The following is a 17,371-nucleotide window of genomic DNA, read 5'->3' as shown; positions in this document are numbered from 1 at the left end:
CCCGGCCCCAAAGGCGCCCGATGCTCTATCCCCAGGAATTCGACGTGATCGTCGTCGGTGGCGGTCATGCCGGCACCGAGGCGGCGCTCGCTGCGGCGCGGATGGGCTGTGCAACGCTGCTGCTCACGCACAACATCGAGACCTTGGGGCAGATGAGCTGCAACCCGTCGATCGGTGGTATCGGCAAGGGACACCTCGTCAAGGAAATCGACGCACTCGGTGGCGCGATGGCGTTGGCGACCGACGAGGCCGGTATCCAGTTCCGCATCCTGAACGGCTCCAAGGGTCCGGCGGTGCGAGCCACGCGGGCGCAGGCGGACCGTGTGCTCTACAAGGCGGCCATCCGCCGCCGGCTCGAGAACCAGCCGCGGCTGTGGCTGTTCCAGCAGGCGGTCGATGACCTGATGGTCGAGGGCGACCGCGTGACAGGTGCTGTGACGCAAGTGGGCGTTCGCTTTCGTAGCAAGGCTGTGGTGCTGACGGCGGGCACCTTTCTCGACGGTCGCATCCACGTCGGTTTGCAGAACTATGCGGCCGGGCGTGCCGGCGATCCGCCGGCGCAGAGCCTGTCGGCCCGGCTCAAAGAATTGCAGCTGCCGCAGGGCCGACTGAAGACCGGCACGCCGCCGCGCATCGATGGCCGCACGATCGACTTCGAGCGGTTGCTGCAACAGCCGGGCGATGCCGACCCGGTCCCGGTGTTCAGCTACATGGGCGATGCGGCGATGCATCCGCGACAGCTGCCATGCTGGATCACCCACACCAGCGAACGCACCCACGAGATCATCCGCAGCGGCTTCGACCGCAGCCCGATGTTTACCGGCGTGATCGAAGGGGTGGGGCCGCGCTACTGCCCCAGCATCGAGGACAAGGTGAACCGCTTCGCCGACAAGACCTCGCACCAGATCTTCCTGGAGCCCGAAGGGTTGAGCACGCACGAGTTCTACCCGAACGGCATCTCCACCTCGCTGCCCTTCGACATCCAGCTCGCCGCGCTGCGCTCGATGTCCGGGCTGGAACAGGCACACGTCCTGCGGCCCGGCTATGCGATCGAGTACGACTACTTCGATCCACGCGGGTTGAAGTCGAGCTTCGAGACCAAGGCGATCGGTGGCCTGTTCTTCGCCGGCCAGATCAACGGCACAACCGGCTACGAGGAGGCGGCGGCGCAGGGACTGTTCGCCGGCGTCAACGCGGCGCGGCTGGTGCAGGAGCGCGACGCCTGGCTGCCCCGGCGCGATCAGGCCTATCTGGGCGTGCTGGTGGACGACCTCATCACGAAAGGCGTGACCGAGCCCTACCGCATGTTCACCAGCCGCGCGGAGTTCCGCTTGCAACTGCGGGAAGACAACGCCGACCTGCGACTGACCGACGCCGGGCGCGAGATGGGCCTGGTCGACGACGAACGCTGGACAGCTTTCAACCGCAAGCGCGATGCTGTTTCACGTGAAACCGAGCGCCTGAAGTCTACCTGGGTGAATGCCGCGCTGCTGCCGGCGGCCGACGCCGAGCGTCTGGTCGGCAAAGCGCTGGAGCACGAGTACGCACTGGTCGACCTGCTGCGCCGACCGGGGGTCGACTTCGACGCGGTGGCCGAGGTGGCGCAGATCGCCCACGCAAGGCGGAGCGAAGGGCGGCAGGCCGGCGATCCGGCCGCCGCGGCCTGGTCGCGGGCGGCGTTGCGTGACGAGTGGGGGCCGGCCCTGGCCGACGCCGTGATCCAGCAGCTGGAGATCGCGACCAAGTACGCCGGCTACATCGACAAGCAGAACGAACAGGTCGAGCGCGCGGCGCAGTACGAGGACCTCAAGCTGCCGGAGGCGCTCGATTACCGGCAGGTCGCGGCGCTGAGCCACGAAGTCCGCCAGAAGCTCCAGGCGCTGCGTCCTGAAACGCTGGGACAGGCCGCACGCGTCTCGGGCGTGACGCCGGCGGCGATCTCCCTGCTGCTGATCCATCTGAAGAAGGGCCGCTATCGCGGCTTCGGCGCCGATGCCGCCGAGCCGGGCAGCGCGGCCGCATGACGGCAGCGTCTTTCGATGCAAAGGCGCTGGCGCACGGGCTGGAGCAGGGCGCGCAGGCGCTGGGACTCGAGCTGACAGCGATGCAGCAACGGCAGTTGCTGCAGCACTTGGCGCTGATCGACCGCTGGAACCGCGTCTACAACCTCACCGCGGTGCGCGAGCCGGCGCAGATGCTGACCCAGCACCTGCTCGACAGCTTGGCGGTCGTCGCGCCGCTGCGGCGGCAAAAGCGGGGGGCGGCGATCGCGTTGCTCGATGTCGGTAGCGGGGCAGGACTGCCCGGTGTGGCGATAGCGGTCGCTTGCCCGGAAGTCCATGTCAGCTGTGTAGACACTGTCTCGAAGAAGGCCAGCTTCATCCGGCAGGTGGGGGCGGAGCTCGGGCTGGCGCATTTCCAGGCGCTGCATGCCCGGGTGGAATCTTTGGCGTCTGGCAACTTCGATGTGATCACCTCCCGCGCCTTCGCTTCGCTGGCCGACTTCGTCACGCTCACCGAGGCGGCGCTCGCGCCCGACGGTGTGTGGATGGCGATGAAGGGTCAGGTACCGCACGAGGAAATGGCAGCCTTGCCGTCGACGATCGAGGTGTTTCACGTGGAACCCTTGCGGGTGCCTGGGCTGGATGCGGAGCGCTGCATCGTCTGGATGCACCGAAAGGGCTGAAGTGCAAGCTCATCGCCGTCTCGTTCCTCTGATTCTTGGTTTGGCCCTCGGCAGCACGCATGCGGTCGACGTTTCGCTGCCATCGCTCCCGACCGTCCAGGCGCTGCCGAGCCTGGAGGTGTCTGCCTACATGGGCACGTGGTACCAGGTCGCCTGGTACCCGAATCGTTTCCAGCGGCAATGCGTCAGTGATACCCGCGCCACCTACCGCCTGCTCGAACAGGGCGAGGTTGAGGTGATCAATCAGTGTCGGAATGCCGAGGGGCGTACCGAATCGATCCGCGGGGTGGCGCAGCCGGTGGGCCGCGTCGCCGAGGGGCAGCTGATGCCGGCACAGCTGCGGGTGAGCTTCCTGCCGGCACTGATCCGGTGGCTGCCGGTCGGTTGGGGCGACTACTGGGTGCTGGCCCTGGGTCCGGAGGGTCGGTACGCGCTGGTCAGCGAACCGACCCGCGAGTACCTCTGGGTGCTGTCTCGGACGCCCAATCTCTCCGACGGCGATGACCGCGCTGTGCGAGCGAGCCTGGCTGAGCAGGGGTTCGATCTGACGCGGCTCGAACGACACATCCACACCGTTCCGGCCGCGCCGCCTTGAGGCGTGAGGGGCCAGACGGTCGGCGTGCGCTTGACGCTTCCGATGTGCGTCTGGAAAATACGACCAGTCTAAAAACTGGTTGAAATTTTCACCATGCGGTCCACCAGTGTCGGAGCATTCGAGGCGAAGACTCACTTATCGGCCTTGCTTGAGCGCGTCGAGCGCGGCGAAGAGATCGTGATCACGCGGCACGGTCGGCCGGTGGCGCGGCTGCTGCCGATCGCCCGATCGGTCGCCGATGCGCAGGCAGCGGCGGAACGTCTGCTCCAGATCGGCGGTGACCTGGCGCTGGGGCGCGACTGGCGGGCCCTGCACGGCGAGGAGCCGCATTGATGGCGGCGGTCGTGCTCGATGCCTCGGCCGCGCTGGCGTGGTTGTCCGCCGATGCGCAGACGCCGGCGTCCCGTGAACTCGCACTCGAGGTGGCCCGCCACGGCGCCGTGGTGCCGGAGATCTGGCACGCCGAGGTCACGCAGATCCTGCTGCTCGCCGAGCGGCGCGGCCGCACCACGAAGGGGCGTGTCGCCGAGATCGTGGCGCTGCTCGACGAGCTGCCGATCGAGACCGAAGCCGGCGTGCCGCAGCGCATGCGGCACGAAGTGCTGGATCTGGCCCGCGACCGCGGCCTCAGCACCTGCGACGCGCTCTACCTCGACCTCGCCCAGCGCCGCGGCCTGCCGCTTGCGACGCTGGACCCTGCCCTCGGCCGCGCAGCCCGCGCGGTGGGCGTTCCCGTCGCCCTCGGCGACTGAGTCATGGCCAAGATCTTCTGCATCGCGAACCAAAAGGGCGGCGTCGGCAAGACGACCACCACCGTCAACCTGGCCGCCGGCCTGGCGCTGATCGGCCAGCGCACGCTGGTCGTCGACCTCGACCCCCAGGGCAATGCCACCATGGGCTCGGGCATCGACAAGCGCATGCTGGAACTCTCGGTCTACGACGTGCTGCTCGAATCCGCCTCGATCGCCGAGGCGCGCCGCCGCTCCGAGAAGGGCGGCTACGACATCCTCGGTGCCAACCGCGAGCTGGCGGGCGCCGAGGTCGAGCTGGTCGCGCTCGAGCGCCGCGACCAGCGCCTCAAGACCGCGCTGGCCGCGGTCGATGGCGAGTACGACTTCGTGCTGATCGACTGCCCGCCGTCGCTGAGCCTGCTCACGCTCAACGGGCTGTGCTCGGCGCACGGCGTGGTGGTGCCGATGCAGTGCGAATACTTTGCGCTCGAAGGCCTGTCCGATCTGGTGAACACCATCAAGCAGGTGCACGCCAACCTCAACCCGGAGCTGCAGATCATCGGCCTGCTGCGCGTGATGTTCGACCCGCGCATCACCCTCCAGCAACAGGTGAGTGAGCAGCTCAAGGCGCACTTCGGCGACAAGGTGTTCGACACCGTGATTCCGCGCAACGTGCGCCTCGCCGAAGCGCCGAGCTACGGCGTGCCGGGCGTCGTGTTCGACGGGCAGTCGAAGGGCGCCCAGGCCTTCGTGCAGTTCGCCAACGAGATGGTGAAGCGCCTCGCCAGCCTGCGCTGAGGGCCGAGCATGCCCGACACGTCCTCCTCCGTACTGGTGCTGCCTGGTTGGCAGAACTCCGATGCCGACCACTGGCAGACGCGCTGGGAGCGGCGCCACGGCTACCGCCGCGTCGAACAGGACGACTGGCAGTGGCCGCGCCGAGGCGATTGGATGGCCCGCCTCGAGGAGGTGCTGCTGGAGGCCCCGCAGCCGTGCTGGCTCGTCGCCCACAGCCTGGGTTGCCAGCTGGTGGCCGCCTGGGCTGCACACACGCAGCAGGCCGACCGCGTGCGCGGCGCGCTGCTCGTCGGCCCCCCCGACACCGAGCGCGAAGACATGCCGCCGCAGCTCCATTCCTGGCGACCTGTGCCGCGCCGGCGCCTGCCGTTTTCAGCCACGGTGGTGATCAGCACCGATGATCCGTATTGCGCCCCGCAGCGTGCCGGCGTGATGGCGCAGGACTGGGGCGCGGCCTTGGTCGTGGCCGGGGCGGTCGGCCACCTCAACAGCGAATCCGGCCTGGGCGACTGGGACGCGGGGCATCAACTGCTGATCGCGCTGCGCACGGCCTGAGTCCCACGCCGTGCGCGATGCACCGCCGGTGGCCGGCTCGGTGAGAATGATCGACATGGTCACCAAGAAACCCAAAGGCCTCGGCCTCGGCCTCGAAGCCCTGCTCGGGCCCAAGGCGCAGGACACACCGGCGCAGCCGGCCGGCGACGGTCTGCCCACGACGCTGAAGCTGAGCCAGCTGCAGGCAGGCAAGTACCAGCCGCGCACGCGCATGGACGAGGGCTCGCTCTACGAGCTGGCCGAAAGCATCCGCAGCCAGGGCGTGATGCAGCCGATCCTCGTCCGTCCGGTCGGCGAAGCCGCGCTCGGCCGCTACGAGATCATCGCCGGCGAACGCCGCAGCCGGGCTGCCAAGCTGGCCGGTCTGAGCGAGGTGCCGGTGCTCGTGAAGGACGTGTCCGACGAGTCGGCCGCGGTCATGGCGCTGATCGAGAACATGCAGCGCGAGGACCTGAACCCGCTCGAGGAGGCGCAGGGCCTGCGGCGCCTGACCGAAGAATTCGGTCTGACGCACGAGCAGGCCGCGCAGGCGGTCGGCCGTTCACGCAGCGCCGCGAGCAACCTGCTGCGGCTGCTCAACCTGGCCGAGCCGGTGCAGCAGATGCTGATGGCCGGCGACCTCGACATGGGGCATGCGCGGGCCTTGCTGGTGCTCGAGCGGGCCCAGCAGGTGACCGCGGCTCACGAGATCGCCGCGAAGAAGCTGACGGTGCGCGATGCCGAGAAGCTGGTGGCGCGCGCGACGGCGGGTGGTCGCCAGACACAACTGTTGCGCGGCCAGCAGGCCAAGTCGCGTGACATCGTGCGTCTGGAGGAAGAGTTGGCCGACCTTCTGACGGCGGCGGTCGAGATCCGCGTCAAGAAGCGCAGCAAGCGTGGCGAGCAGGGCGAGGTGGCCATCGCCTTCGGCTCGCTCGACGAGTTGTCGGGACTGCTCGACAAGCTGCGCGGTCCGGCTGCTGGCTGAGGGAGGCCGCTGGCGCGTGTTCGCAGGCGCTTTGCGCCCGCGCCGCGCACGGTGAACCGTTGCCCGCGCTCGGGCGTTGAACGGGCATGCGCCGTCACCTTCATCGGGGGAACCACTCACCCGCGGCAGGGCTCCCACGCCATGACTGGCGGATTGCGGCGGAAAGGGGCATGCTATTTGCACAGTCGGTGGCAGGGCTCGATTCCTGCAATTGACCCGGAAAGTGCCTTGTATTGTTGTCGTCGCACCAGACAAGGATGCATGATCGTCGAGACCGCTTGATCGATAACCGCAGGCAGCGCTGCACAGTGGCCAGCCGAGATCTCTCCGGTGACAGGCCGACCACGTGGCGACGCCGCCTCCCGAATCTGGAACGGAGGACGTGATGGATGTGATCAGCAGCTTTGCAGCGCGCTATGAGCGCAGCCGCGAGGAAGAGTTCACGCTCGAGGAGTACCTCGACATCTGCCGGCGTGAGCCGGTGGCCTATGCCACGGCGGCCGAGCGCATGCTCAAGGCCATCGGCGAACCCGAACTCGTGGACACCCGCAACGATCCACGCATGTCGCGCCTGTTCGCGAACAAGGTGATCAAGCGCTATCCGGCCTTCGCCGAGTTCTACGGCATGGAGGATTCGATCGAACAGGTCGTCTCCTACTTCCGCCACGCGGCGCAGGGACTCGAGGAGAAGAAGCAGATCCTCTACCTGCTGGGACCGGTGGGCGGCGGCAAGAGTTCGATCGCCGAACGGCTGAAGCACCTGATGCAGGAAGTGCCGTTCTATGCCATCAAGGGCTCGCCGGTGAACGAGTCGCCGCTCGGCCTGTTCGACATGGCCGAGGACGGCCCCATCCTGGAGAAGGAATACGGCATCCCGCGTCGCTATTTGAACCGCATCCTGTCGCCCTGGGCCGTGAAACGGCTCGACGAGTACGGCGGCGACATCCGCCAGTTCAGAGTCGTGAAGCGCTATCCGTCGATCCTGAAGCAGGTCGGCGTGGCCAAGACCGAGCCGGGCGACGAAAACAACCAGGACATCAGCTCGCTGGTCGGCAAGGTCGACATCCGCAAGCTCGAGACCTATGCACAGGATGATCCCGACGCCTACAGCTACTCCGGCGGCCTGTGCCTGGCCAACCAGGGGCTGCTCGAGTTCGTCGAGATGTTCAAGGCGCCGATCAAGGTGCTGCACCCGCTGCTGACGGCGACCCAGGAAGGCAACTACAAGGGTACCGAGGGTTTCGGCGCGATCCCCTTCGACGGCATCATCCTCGCGCACAGCAACGAGAGCGAGTGGAAGACCTTCCGCAACAACAAGAACAACGAAGCCTTCCTCGACCGCATCTACATCGTCAAGGTGCCGTACTGCCTGCGCATCACCGAAGAGATCAAGATCTACGACAAGCTGATCCGAGGCTCCTCGCTCAGCGAGGCGAAGTGCGCGCCCGGCACGTTGAAGATGATGGCGCAGTTCGCGGTGCTGTCGCGCCTGAAGGAGCCGGAGAATTCCTCGCTGTTCAGCAAGGCGCTGGTCTATGACGGCGAGAGCCTCAAGGACACCGATCCCAAGGCCAAGAGCTACCAGGAGTACCGGGACTACGCCGGGGTCGACGAGGGCATGAGCGGCATCTCGACGCGCTTTGCCTTCAAGATCCTGTCCAAGGTCTTCAACTTCGACAGCACCGAGGTCGCCGCCAACCCGGTGCACCTGATGTACGTGCTGGAGCAGCAGATCGAGCGCGAGCAGTTCCCCACCGAGACCGAGCAGAAGTACCTCGGCTTCATCAAGGAGTTCCTGGCGGCGCGCTACGCCGAGTTCATTGGCAAGGAGATCCAGACCGCGTACCTCGAGAGCTACTCCGAGTACGGCCAGAACATCTTCGACCGCTACGTGACCTACGCCGACTACTGGATCCAGGACCAGGAGTACCGTGACACCGACACCGGCGAGGTGTTCGACCGGGGCTCGTTGAACGCCGAGCTCGAGAAGATCGAGAAGCCGGCGGGTATCGCCAACCCAAAGGACTTCCGCAACGAGATCGTCAACTTCGTGCTGCGCGCCCGGGCCAACAACGCCGGCAACAACCCGTTGTGGACGAGCTACGAGAAGCTGCGCACGGTGATCGAGAAGAAGATGTTCTCGAACACCGAGGAACTGCTGCCGGTGATCAGCTTCAACGCGAAGGCCAGTGCCGACGAGGCGAAGAAGCACGAGGACTTCGTGAACCGCATGGTGCAGAAGGGCTACACGCCCAAGCAGGTGCGCCTGCTGTGCGAGTGGTACCTGCGTGTGAGAAAGAGTTCATGATGAAGGCTGGGAAACGCGAGCGTCGTCGTCGCCCCAGACGCTGACAGCGACCTCCACTTCGAGCACAACGCATGGCGCTTCAGCAGATCATCGATCGCAGGCTCGCAGGCAAGAACAAGTCGATCGGCAACCGCGAGCGTTTCCTGCGCCGACACAAGGCGCAGATCCGCGAGGCCGTGCGCAAGGCGGTCAGCGGACGCGGCATCCGCGACATCGAGCAGGGCGAGGACATCACGCTGCCCAAGCGCGACGTGTCCGAACCGCTGTTCGGCCATGGCGCCGGCGGCAAGCGCGAGATGGTGCACCCGGGCAACAAGGAGTACGTGCGCGGCGACCGCATCAAGCGACCCGAGGGCGGCGGCGGGCAGGGCGGTGGGTCGCAGGCCAGCGACTCGGGTGAGGGCGAGGACGACTTCGTCTTCCACCTGAGCAAGGAAGAGTTCATGCAGGTCTTCTTCGACGACCTGGCGCTGCCCAACCTCGTGAAGACCCAGCTGGCCGAAACGCCGGAGTACAAGAACCAGCGTGCCGGCTTTACCAGCGATGGCACGCAGAGCAATCTGCACGTGGTGCGTTCGATGCGCGGCGCGATCGGCCGGCGCATCGCGCTCGGCGCCGATGCGCGGCGCGAGCTGCGGCACCTGGAGGCCCAGCTCGCCAGCCTGAAGCAGCGTTCGCGGCTCGACGCGGGCGGCGTCGACCTCGACCCGGGCCATGCCTTGCGGCAGCGCGAGATCAAGGACCTGGAGGGTCGCATCGAGCTGCTGCGTCAGAAGGTCGCACGCATCCCCTTCCTCGACCCGATCGACCTGCGCTTTCGCAGCCGCGTCAAGGTGCCGGTTCCCACCACCAAGGCGGTGATGTTCTGCCTGATGGACGTGTCGGGCTCGATGGACGAAGCGCGCAAGGACCTGTCGAAACGCTTCTTCATCCTGCTCTACCTGTTCCTCACGCGCCACTACGAGAAGATCGACGTGGTCTTCATCCGCCATCACACGCAGGCGCAGGAGGTCGACGAAGAAGGCTTCTTCCACTCGACCGAAACCGGCGGCACCGTGGTCTCCAGCGCCCTGGTGCTGATGGAGGAGATCGTCCGCGCACGCTACCCGACCAGCGAGTGGAACATCTACGGCGCGCAGGCCAGCGACGGCGACAACTGGCATCACGACAGCGGCCGCTGCCGCGAGATCGTGTCCACTCAGCTGCTGCCGCTGTGTCGCTACTTCGCTTACGTGCAGGTGGCCGAACCCGAGCAGAACCTGTGGGAAGAGTACGCACAGGTCGCCCGGACGAACCCGCACTTCGCGATGCGCAAGGTGCTTGAGCCTTCGCAGATCTACCCCGTCTTTCGTGATCTGTTCAAGAAGGAAGGCGCGACATGAGCGTTCGGCCGCGCAAGGAGTCGTCATGACACGCAAGCGAGAGGCGGTATCGGTCGCGACGCCCGACCTGTTCACCGAATCCGACGTGCCGGCGGCGGCGCGCGTCCGCGCAGCGAGCGACATCGTCGCGAGTCCGCGGGCCAAGGCGCCGCTGCCGAATTCGAGCGACTGGACCTTCGAGCTGATCGACCAATACCACGACGTGATCCGCGAGACGGCCAGGGGCTATGGCCTGGACACCTATCCCAACCAGCTCGAGATCATCACGGCCGAGCAGATGATGGACGCCTACGCGTCGGTGGGCATGCCGGTGAACTACCGGCACTGGAGCTACGGCAAGGAATTCATCGCCACCGAGAAGAACTACCGCCGCGGTCACATGGGCCTGGCCTACGAGATCGTCATCAATTCCAACCCCTGCATCAGCTACCTGATGGAGGAGAACTCGCTGGCCATGCAGGCGCTGGTGATCGCGCACGCCGCCTACGGGCACAACAGCTTCTTCAAGGGCAACTACCTGTTCCGCATGTGGACCGACGCGTCGTCGATCATCGACTACCTGGTCTACGCCAAGAACTACATCGCCGAATGCGAGGAGCGGCGCGGGCTCGACGCGGTGGAGGATCTGCTCGACAGCTGCCATGCCTTGATGAATCACGGCGTCGACCGTTACCGCCGCCCCACCAAGCTGTCGCTGGCGCAGGAACAGACGCGCCGTGCCGAGCGCGAGGCCTACGCGCAGCAGCAGGTCAACGACATGTGGCGCACGCTGCCGCGGCGCGCCGAACCCGCCGCCGAGGAAGCCAACGCGCAGCGCTACCCGGCCGAGCCGCAGGAGAACCTGCTGTACTTCATCGAGAAGAACGCACCGCTGCTCGAACCCTGGCAGCGCGAGGTGGTGCGCATCGTGCGCAAGGTGGCGCAATACTTCTATCCGCAGCGCCAGACCCAGGTGATGAACGAAGGGTGGGCCACCTTCTGGCACCACCGCCTGCTCAACACGATGTACGACAACGGCCACCTCGCCGACGGCATGATGGTCGAGTGGCTGAAGTCTCACACCAACGTGATCTACCAGCCGCCGGTCGGCCACCCGGCCTACAGCGGCATCAACCCCTACGCGCTCGGCTTCGCGATGTACACCGATCTCAAGCGCATCTGCGAATCGCCCAGCGACGAAGACCGCCACTGGTTCCCGGAGATCGCCGGCGCCGACTGGCTGGTCACGCTGGATCACGCGATGCGCAACTTCAAGGACGAGAGCTTCATCGGCCAGTACCTGTCGCCGAGGCTGATGCGCGAGCTGCGGCTGTTCGCGGTGCTCGACGACGAGAAGGAATCCGAGCTCGAGATCTCTGCGATCCACGACGAGTCCGGCTACCGACGTCTGCGTGAGGCGCTGTCGCACCAGTACGACCTCGGCCAGCGCGAGCCCAACATCCAGGTCTGGAACGTCAACCTGCGAGGTGATCGCTCGCTGGTACTGCGTCACACCCAGCACAACGATCGTCCGCTGAACGAGCAGACGACCGAGGTGCTCAAGCACGTGGCCCGGCTGTGGGGCTTCGACGTGCACCTCGAGAGCGCCGACGGCGCCGGCGAAATCACCAGAAAGTGGACGGTGCCGGCGCCGCCGAACTGAACGGCGCGGCACACATTCACGCAGCAGGCCGCGTTGGGGCGGCCCGGGTAAGACGCCGCGCATCGGCCGGCGTCGCGTGAAGGCAGGGCTGCCGCCGCGGCGGTGGCGCGAGCGTGCGAGGAGAGTCTCATGGCCCAGGTGTCCTCTGGAACGACGGTCGCTGGCGCGTGGTCGGGTGCCGCGATGTCGCCGGCCGAAGCGGAGTCGCAGCGTCTCGCGGCGCTCTACCGCTACGGGGTCCTCGAAACCGGTTCGGAGCCGGCGTTCGATGCGATCACCGAGCTCGCGGCCTGCATCTGCGACACGCAGGCGTCGCTGATCTCGCTGGTCGATCGGGACCGCCTCTGGTTCAAGGCACAGACCGGTTTCGAGGGTGACAGTGCACCTCGCACCCATGCGCCTTGCGCGCAGGCCATCGAACAGGCCGACGACAGACTCCTGCTGGCCGACCCGGCCGGCGATCCTCGCTTCGCGGCTCACCCGGCGCTCGGCGCGGCCGGCGGCTGGCACACCTACGCCGGTGCGCCGCTCGTCACGCCTCAGGGCTGGGCCGTCGGCACGCTGTGCGTGCTGGATCGGACCGCGCGCAGCCTGTCGTCACGCCAGCAGCACGCGTTGCGCCTGCTGGCCGAACAGGCGGTGGCTCAGCTCGAGCTGCGCCGTGCCAGCGCCTTGCTGGATCTGCAGGGCAACACCGACGAGGTGACCGGCCTGTGGAATCGCACGGCCTTCGAGCGCCGGCTCGCGCAGGAGTGGACGCGCTGGAGCCGCCATGGAGGCGATCTCGCGCTGCTGGCCGTCGATCTGGATCACTTCAAGCATTTCAACGATCTGCATGGCCACCCGGTCGGCGATGAGGCGCTGCGGCAGGCGGCGCAGGGCCTCGAAGGCAGCCTGCGCGGCCATGACGTGCTTGCGCATTGCGGGGCCGGCGAGTTCAGCGTGTTGCTGCCGTCGACCGACACGGGCGGTGCGATGGCGGCAGCCGAGCGCATGCGCATCGCCCTGGCGGCGGTGCCCTGGGCGGTCGAGCCGTTGACGGCGAGCATTGGCGTCGCGGTGGCGGCGCACGCGGCCGACATCGAGCCGATCGCATTGACGCGACGCGCCCATCGTGGCCTCACCCACGCCAAGGCGCAGGGCCGCAATTGCGTGGAGCTGTGTCTGACGTGAGCTTTGCCGGCGAGGCGGCCGATCGGACCGCCGCGCTTCAGGCGCTGTCGCCGCCCAGCACCCAGACGCCTGCGGGCGGCAGGTTACCCCACACCACGTCGCACAGCGACCAGCGCAGCGAGCTGCGAGCCGGCAGCTCGAAAGGAGCACGCGGCTGGTAGGTGTACTGGACCATGCGTCGCGTCGGGTGGGCCTCGATGAACTGAAGCAACGCCGCCAACGTGGTCGTGCGCAGTGGCTCGGGCAGGCTTCTGAACGGCAGCGACGAGACCAGCATCGTGTCGACAGGAGCGTGCGCATGCCGCGCCAGCACCTCGTGCGCGGGAGCGCAGGCCACCTCGATGTCGGGGAAGCGTCGCCGCAGGCCGTTCGCGAGATCGGACTGCAGCTCGACGGCCAATAGCGGGGTTCCGGGCGCGGCGTGTCGCAGCGCCGAGGTCACGGCGCCGGTGCCCGCGCCGAGCTCGATCAGCGCGCCGGCATCGCCGATCTGCGACGCCATGGCCCGCGCCAGCCGCCGCGAGGACGGCGCGACCGCGCCGACGAGCCCGGGACGCGTGAGTGCCAGCGCGATGAAGGCCGAGGTGTTCATGCCGCGGCGCACCTCGGCGACGTGGGCGCTGGGAGGCGGCTTGGAAAGCCGACTTTGCGGTCGACGTGTCTCACCACGTGAAGATCTTCCCGGGGTTCATGATGTTGCCGGGGTCCAGCGCATGCTTGATCTGCCGCATCAGCGCCACGCCGCCGGCGCCGGCCTCGTCGAGCAGGAAGCCCATCTTGTGCAGGCCGATGCCGTGTTCGCCGGTGCAGGTCCCTTCGAGCCGCAGCGCGCGTGCCACCAGCAACTGGTTCAGGCGCTCCGCCTCGGCGCGCTCACCCGGCGCCGTCGGGTCGATCAGGTAGCCGACGTGGAAATTGCCGTCGCCGACGTGACCGACGATGAAGTAGGGAACGCCGCTCGCGTCGGCTTCGGCAACCGTCTCGTTGATGCATTCGGCCAGGCGCGAGATCGGCACGCAGGTGTCGGTCGTCACGGCACGGCAGCCGGGCCGGGTCTGCAGCGCCGAGAAGTAGGCGTGGTGGCGGGCGGTCCACAGCCGCGTGCGCTCTTCCGGCGTGGTGGCCCACTGGAAGTCCTCGCCGCCGAGGTCGGCCGTGAGGGCCTGTACCGTCTCCGCCTGCTCCTGCACGCTCGCCGGGCTGCCGTGGAACTCCATCAGCAGCATCGGTGCCTCGCGCAGCCCGAGGTGATCGTGTGCGTTGACGGCCCGCACCGCGTGCACGTCGAGCAACTCGCAGCGCGCGATCGGCACACCCATCTGGATGATCTGGATGGTGCTGCGCACCGCCGCGTCGATGCTCGGGAAATGGCAGACCGCCGCGCTGACGGCTTCCGGCAGGGGGTAGAGCTTCAGCGTGATCTCGGTGATCACGCCGAGCGTTCCTTCGCTGCCGACGAACAACCGCGTCAAGTCGTAGCCCGCCGACGACTTGCGTGCCCGCGAGCCGGTGTGGATCAGCTCTCCGCTCGCGGTGACCACGGTGAGGCCGAGCACGTTCTCCCGCATCGTGCCGTAGCGCACCGCGTTCGTGCCGCTGGCGCGGGTGGCGCACATGCCGCCGAGCGTGGCGTCGGCGCCGGGGTCGATCGGAAAGAACAGCCCGTCATGGCGCAGCGCCTCGTTGAGCTGCTTGCGGGTCACGCCGGCCTGCACGGTGACGGTCAGGTCTTCCGCGTTCACGCGCAGCACCTGGTTCATGCGCGACAGGTCGACGCTGACACCGCCCTGCACCGCCAGCAGGTGGCCTTCGAGCGAGGAGCCGATGCCGAACGGGATCACCGGCACGCCATGCGGCTGCGCCAGCGCCACCAGGGCAGCCACGTCCTCGTTGCTCGTCGCGAACACGACGGCATCAGGTGCCGGCACGTCGAACGGCGACTCGTCGCGACCGTGTTGCTCGCGGATGGCCTGCGCCGTGGAAAAGCGCTCGCCGAAGTGCGCCTTCAGCGCGGCGAGCATCGCCGCCGGCATGGGCCGCCGTGCGATTCGGGGCAACAAGTCGATCGGAGCGTTCATCGTGTCTCCTCTTGACGGCTCGGAGCCGTGGACCATTCTAGAAACAAGGAGGCCGGGCTGCTGCGGTCCCGAGTCCGCTAGCATCGCGTGATGGGCAATCGACTGACACAGATCGCAACGCGCACCGGCGACGACGGGACCACCGGGCTCGGCGACGGCACCCGTGTGGCCAAGGACCACCTGCGCGTGCAGGCCATGGGCGACGTCGACGAACTCAATTCGCTGCTCGGCCTGTTGCTGTGCGAGCCCTTGCCCGACGCGCTGCGCGTGTTGCTGGTGGCGGTGCAGCACGAACTGTTCAATCTGGGCGGCGAACTGTCGATTCCCGGCTACACGCTGCTGAAGGACGAGGCGGTGGCGGCGCTGGACGACGCATTGGCCGAGCACAACGCCGCGTTGCCGCGGCTGAAGGAGTTCATCCTGCCGGCCGGCACGCGCAGCGCCTCGATCGCCCACCTCGGCCGCACTGTGGCGCGCCGCGCGGAGCGGGCCGTGGTGGCACTGGCCAACGCCGAGCCGGGCGCGGTGCGATCTGCGCCCCGCCAGTACCTGAACCGGCTGAGCGATCTGCTGTTCGTGCTGGCCCGTGTGCTCAACCGCGCCAACCTCGACGGCCTGGGCGGCGACGACGTGTACTGGCGCAGCCCGAGGCTGGAGACCCCGCACTGACGCCACCCACTCAGCCGGCCCGCGGCCTCATTGAGGAGCCTTGCTGCCGGCCATGAACTCCTCGGCGCTGAGGAAGCCGTCGCGGTCGGTGTCGAGCGACTTGAAGCGCTGGGCGATCGCGGGTAGCTTCGCCGCTTCGGCGGGGCTCAGCTTGTTGTCGGTGTCCACGTCGGCACGCTTGAAGGCCTGCTGCGCCGTCACGTCGCTCGACTTGTCGGTTGGCGCCGACTGCGCCTGAGCCAGGTGGGCGAAGCCCACGGTGCCGGCGAGCGCCAGACTGACCACGGTGATCTCGATGACCTGACGCGCCTGGGTCTGGATGGAAGGGGTGATGCGAGAGCGATTCATGGAGGTTTCCTTCGCAGGAAGTTCTGGAATCTCCATTCAAGCGCTGACCGGGGTCTCCGGCCAGCACTCTTGCGGCAGCTTGCCTCCGTTACCTGACGGCGGCAGTGCTTACTCTCGTTTGCATGCGCTCACTTTGTTGCTGTGGCTCGTGTGATGTAGCCCAGTTGTCTAGCGGAGGCGTTCAGCCCCGTCCGCGCCGGGCCGCCACCGCGGCGCTGAGCACGCCCAGCACCTCCAGAGAATCGTCCCAACCGATGCAGGCGTCGGTGATGCTCTGGCCGTAGACGAGCTTCGCCGGGTCGTCCTTGCCGGCGCTGAACTTCTGGGCGCCGGCGCTCAGGTGGCTCTCGACCATCACGCCGAAAACCTGGCGGCTGCCGCCGGCCAGCTGGTCGGCGATGTCGCGTGCCACGTCGATCTGCTTCTGGTGCTGCTTGCTGCTGTTGGCGTGCGAGCAGTCGACCATCAGCGAGGCCGGCAGACCGGCCTTGCCGAGTTCGGTGCAAGCCGCGCCGACGCTGCTGGCGTCGTAGTTCGGTGCCTTGCCGCCGCGCAGGATGACGTGGCAGTCGGCGTTGCCGCGGGTCTCGACGATCGCGACCTGGCCGTTCTTGTGCACCGACAGGAAGTGGTGTGGCCGGCTGGCGGACTGGATCGCATCGGTGGCGATCTTGATGTTGCCGTCGGTGCCGTTCTTGAAGCCGATTGGCGCGCTGATGCCGGAGGCGAGCTCGCGGTGGACCTGGCTTTCGGTGGTGCGCGCGCCGATGGCGCCCCACGAAATCAGGTCGCCGATGTACTGCGGTGAAATCACGTCGAGGAACTCGCTGCCGGCGGGCAGCCCGAGGCGGCCGATCTCCAGTAGCAACTGGCGCGCGATGCGCAGGCCTTCGTCGATGCGGAAGCTTTCGTCGAGGTAGGGGTCGTTGATCAGGCCCTTCCAACCGACGGTGGTGCGCGGCTTCTCGAAGTACACGCGCATCACGATCTCCAGCGTGTCGGCGTACTTGTCGCGCTGGGCCTTCAGCTTGCGCGCGTAGTCCACCGCCGCCACCGGGTCGTGGATCGAGCACGGCCCCATGATGACCAGCAGGCGGTCGTCGTTGCCGCGCATGATCTCGCGGATGCGGCGGCGGGTGCTCGATACCAGCTCCTCGACGGGCGTGCCGCGCACTGGGAAGAAGCGGATCAGGTGTTCGGGCGGCGGCAGCGGCATCACGTCCTCGATCCGTTCGTCATCGGTCTGGCTGGTCTTGTCGGCGGGCGCGGCCCAACCCTCGGGAACGTTGGCAGACAGGGCATTCATCGATGTTTCTCCTGGGCGGTCTGACGGGGGGCGCACGGTCGAAAAAAAACCGCCGGGTTGGGCCCGGCGGTTTGAGATTCGGCTTGCGCTGCTTTTACGCTGATGCGCTGGCCTCTCCTCCGCCGGGGCGGTG

Annotated in this window: 17 protein-coding genes; 13 read left to right on the top strand and 4 right to left on the bottom strand. The window is 67.4% G+C overall.

All coding sequences use genetic code 11. The annotated features are described in order from the left end of the window. The first annotated feature begins 20 nt into the window (after window positions 1–20). The 12 genes from mnmG to C1M51_RS08815 all read left to right on the top strand — a co-directional run bounded on the left by mnmG (window position 21) and on the right by C1M51_RS08815 (window position 12,837). Window positions 21–2,024, top strand: a complete 2,004-nt coding sequence (gene mnmG, locus C1M51_RS08870; RefSeq protein WP_129449171.1) for a tRNA uridine-5-carboxymethylaminomethyl(34) synthesis enzyme MnmG — start codon at window positions 21–23, stop codon at window positions 2,022–2,024. Then, on the top strand, window positions 2,021–2,686 hold the full coding sequence (gene rsmG / locus C1M51_RS08865) for a 16S rRNA (guanine(527)-N(7))-methyltransferase RsmG (RefSeq protein WP_129449169.1): 666 nt from the start codon (window positions 2,021–2,023) through the stop codon (window positions 2,684–2,686). Before mnmG ends, rsmG begins: the two co-directional genes overlap by 4 nt. Before the next feature lie 40 nt (window positions 2,687–2,726). After that, complete coding sequence (locus C1M51_RS08860) at window positions 2,727–3,281, top strand: lipocalin family protein (RefSeq protein ID WP_165349663.1); 555 nt, start codon at window positions 2,727–2,729, stop codon at window positions 3,279–3,281. 93 nt (window positions 3,282–3,374) lie between these two features. Then, window positions 3,375–3,614 (top strand): type II toxin-antitoxin system Phd/YefM family antitoxin, encoded by a 240-nt coding sequence (locus C1M51_RS08855; RefSeq protein WP_129449165.1) that lies wholly within the window; start codon window positions 3,375–3,377, stop codon window positions 3,612–3,614. Beyond that, on the top strand, window positions 3,614–4,033 hold the full coding sequence (locus C1M51_RS08850; RefSeq protein WP_129449163.1) for a type II toxin-antitoxin system VapC family toxin: 420 nt from the start codon (window positions 3,614–3,616) through the stop codon (window positions 4,031–4,033). The genes C1M51_RS08855 and C1M51_RS08850 overlap by 1 nt, the downstream gene beginning before the upstream one ends. Window positions 4,034–4,036: 3 nt before the next feature. Then, window positions 4,037–4,810, top strand: coding sequence for a ParA family protein (locus C1M51_RS08845; protein WP_129449161.1), 774 nt, complete (start codon window positions 4,037–4,039; stop codon window positions 4,808–4,810). A 9-nt stretch (window positions 4,811–4,819) separates the two neighbouring features. Then, entirely contained in the window at window positions 4,820–5,365 is a 546-nt protein-coding gene (locus C1M51_RS08840; protein ID WP_129449159.1) for an alpha/beta hydrolase, read from the top strand. A gap of 55 nt (window positions 5,366–5,420) precedes the next feature. Next, window positions 5,421–6,332, top strand: a complete 912-nt coding sequence (locus C1M51_RS08835; protein WP_129452136.1) for a ParB/RepB/Spo0J family partition protein — start codon at window positions 5,421–5,423, stop codon at window positions 6,330–6,332. A 385-nt stretch (window positions 6,333–6,717) separates the two neighbouring features. Then, the gene (locus tag C1M51_RS08830; RefSeq protein ID WP_129449157.1) at window positions 6,718–8,640 is read left to right on the top strand and encodes a PrkA family serine protein kinase; all 1,923 of its coding nucleotides are present in this window, start codon (window positions 6,718–6,720) and stop codon (window positions 8,638–8,640) included. Between the two features lie 71 nt (window positions 8,641–8,711). After that, window positions 8,712–10,022 (top strand): YeaH/YhbH family protein, encoded by a 1,311-nt coding sequence (locus tag C1M51_RS08825; RefSeq protein WP_129449155.1) that lies wholly within the window; start codon window positions 8,712–8,714, stop codon window positions 10,020–10,022. Between the two features lie 25 nt (window positions 10,023–10,047). After that, window positions 10,048–11,664, top strand: coding sequence for a SpoVR family protein (locus tag C1M51_RS08820; protein WP_129449153.1), 1,617 nt, complete (start codon window positions 10,048–10,050; stop codon window positions 11,662–11,664). A gap of 129 nt (window positions 11,665–11,793) precedes the next feature. Then, entirely contained in the window at window positions 11,794–12,837 is a 1,044-nt protein-coding gene (locus tag C1M51_RS08815; protein WP_129449151.1) for a sensor domain-containing diguanylate cyclase, read from the top strand. 37 nt (window positions 12,838–12,874) lie between these two features. On the opposite strand, the gene C1M51_RS08810 is transcribed toward C1M51_RS08815, so the two are convergent. Both C1M51_RS08810 and C1M51_RS08805 read right to left on the bottom strand, forming a co-directional pair. Further along, entirely contained in the window at window positions 12,875–13,429 is a 555-nt protein-coding gene (locus C1M51_RS08810; RefSeq protein ID WP_129449149.1) for a class I SAM-dependent methyltransferase, read from the bottom strand. 70 nt (window positions 13,430–13,499) lie between these two features. Continuing rightward, a complete protein-coding gene (locus C1M51_RS08805) occupies window positions 13,500–14,915 on the bottom strand; it encodes an FAD-binding oxidoreductase (RefSeq protein WP_129449147.1) in 1,416 nt (471 codons plus the stop codon). A gap of 90 nt (window positions 14,916–15,005) precedes the next feature. On the opposite strand from C1M51_RS08805, the gene C1M51_RS08800 reads away from it, so the two are divergent. Continuing rightward, window positions 15,006–15,584, top strand: coding sequence for a cob(I)yrinic acid a,c-diamide adenosyltransferase (locus tag C1M51_RS08800; RefSeq protein ID WP_129449145.1), 579 nt, complete (start codon window positions 15,006–15,008; stop codon window positions 15,582–15,584). A 27-nt stretch (window positions 15,585–15,611) separates the two neighbouring features. On the opposite strand, the gene C1M51_RS08795 is transcribed toward C1M51_RS08800, so the two are convergent. Both C1M51_RS08795 and C1M51_RS08790 read right to left on the bottom strand, forming a co-directional pair. After that, complete coding sequence (locus tag C1M51_RS08795; protein WP_242500009.1) at window positions 15,612–15,932, bottom strand: EF-hand domain-containing protein; 321 nt, start codon at window positions 15,930–15,932, stop codon at window positions 15,612–15,614. Between the two features lie 181 nt (window positions 15,933–16,113). Beyond that, window positions 16,114–17,238 carry a 3-deoxy-7-phosphoheptulonate synthase gene (locus C1M51_RS08790; protein WP_129449142.1) on the bottom strand — a complete coding sequence of 375 codons (1,125 nt, stop codon included), beginning with the start codon at window positions 17,236–17,238 and terminating at the stop codon, window positions 16,114–16,116. Window positions 17,239–17,371: the final 133 nt, after the last annotated feature.

Origin of the sequence: Methylibium sp. Pch-M (assembly GCF_004136295.1) — a bacterium.
Lineage (GTDB): Bacteria > Pseudomonadota > Gammaproteobacteria > Burkholderiales > Burkholderiaceae_C > Methylibium > Methylibium petroleiphilum.
The sequence above is the reverse complement of the archived record's forward strand: the minus strand, read 5'-3'. Positions and strand labels throughout refer to the sequence as shown.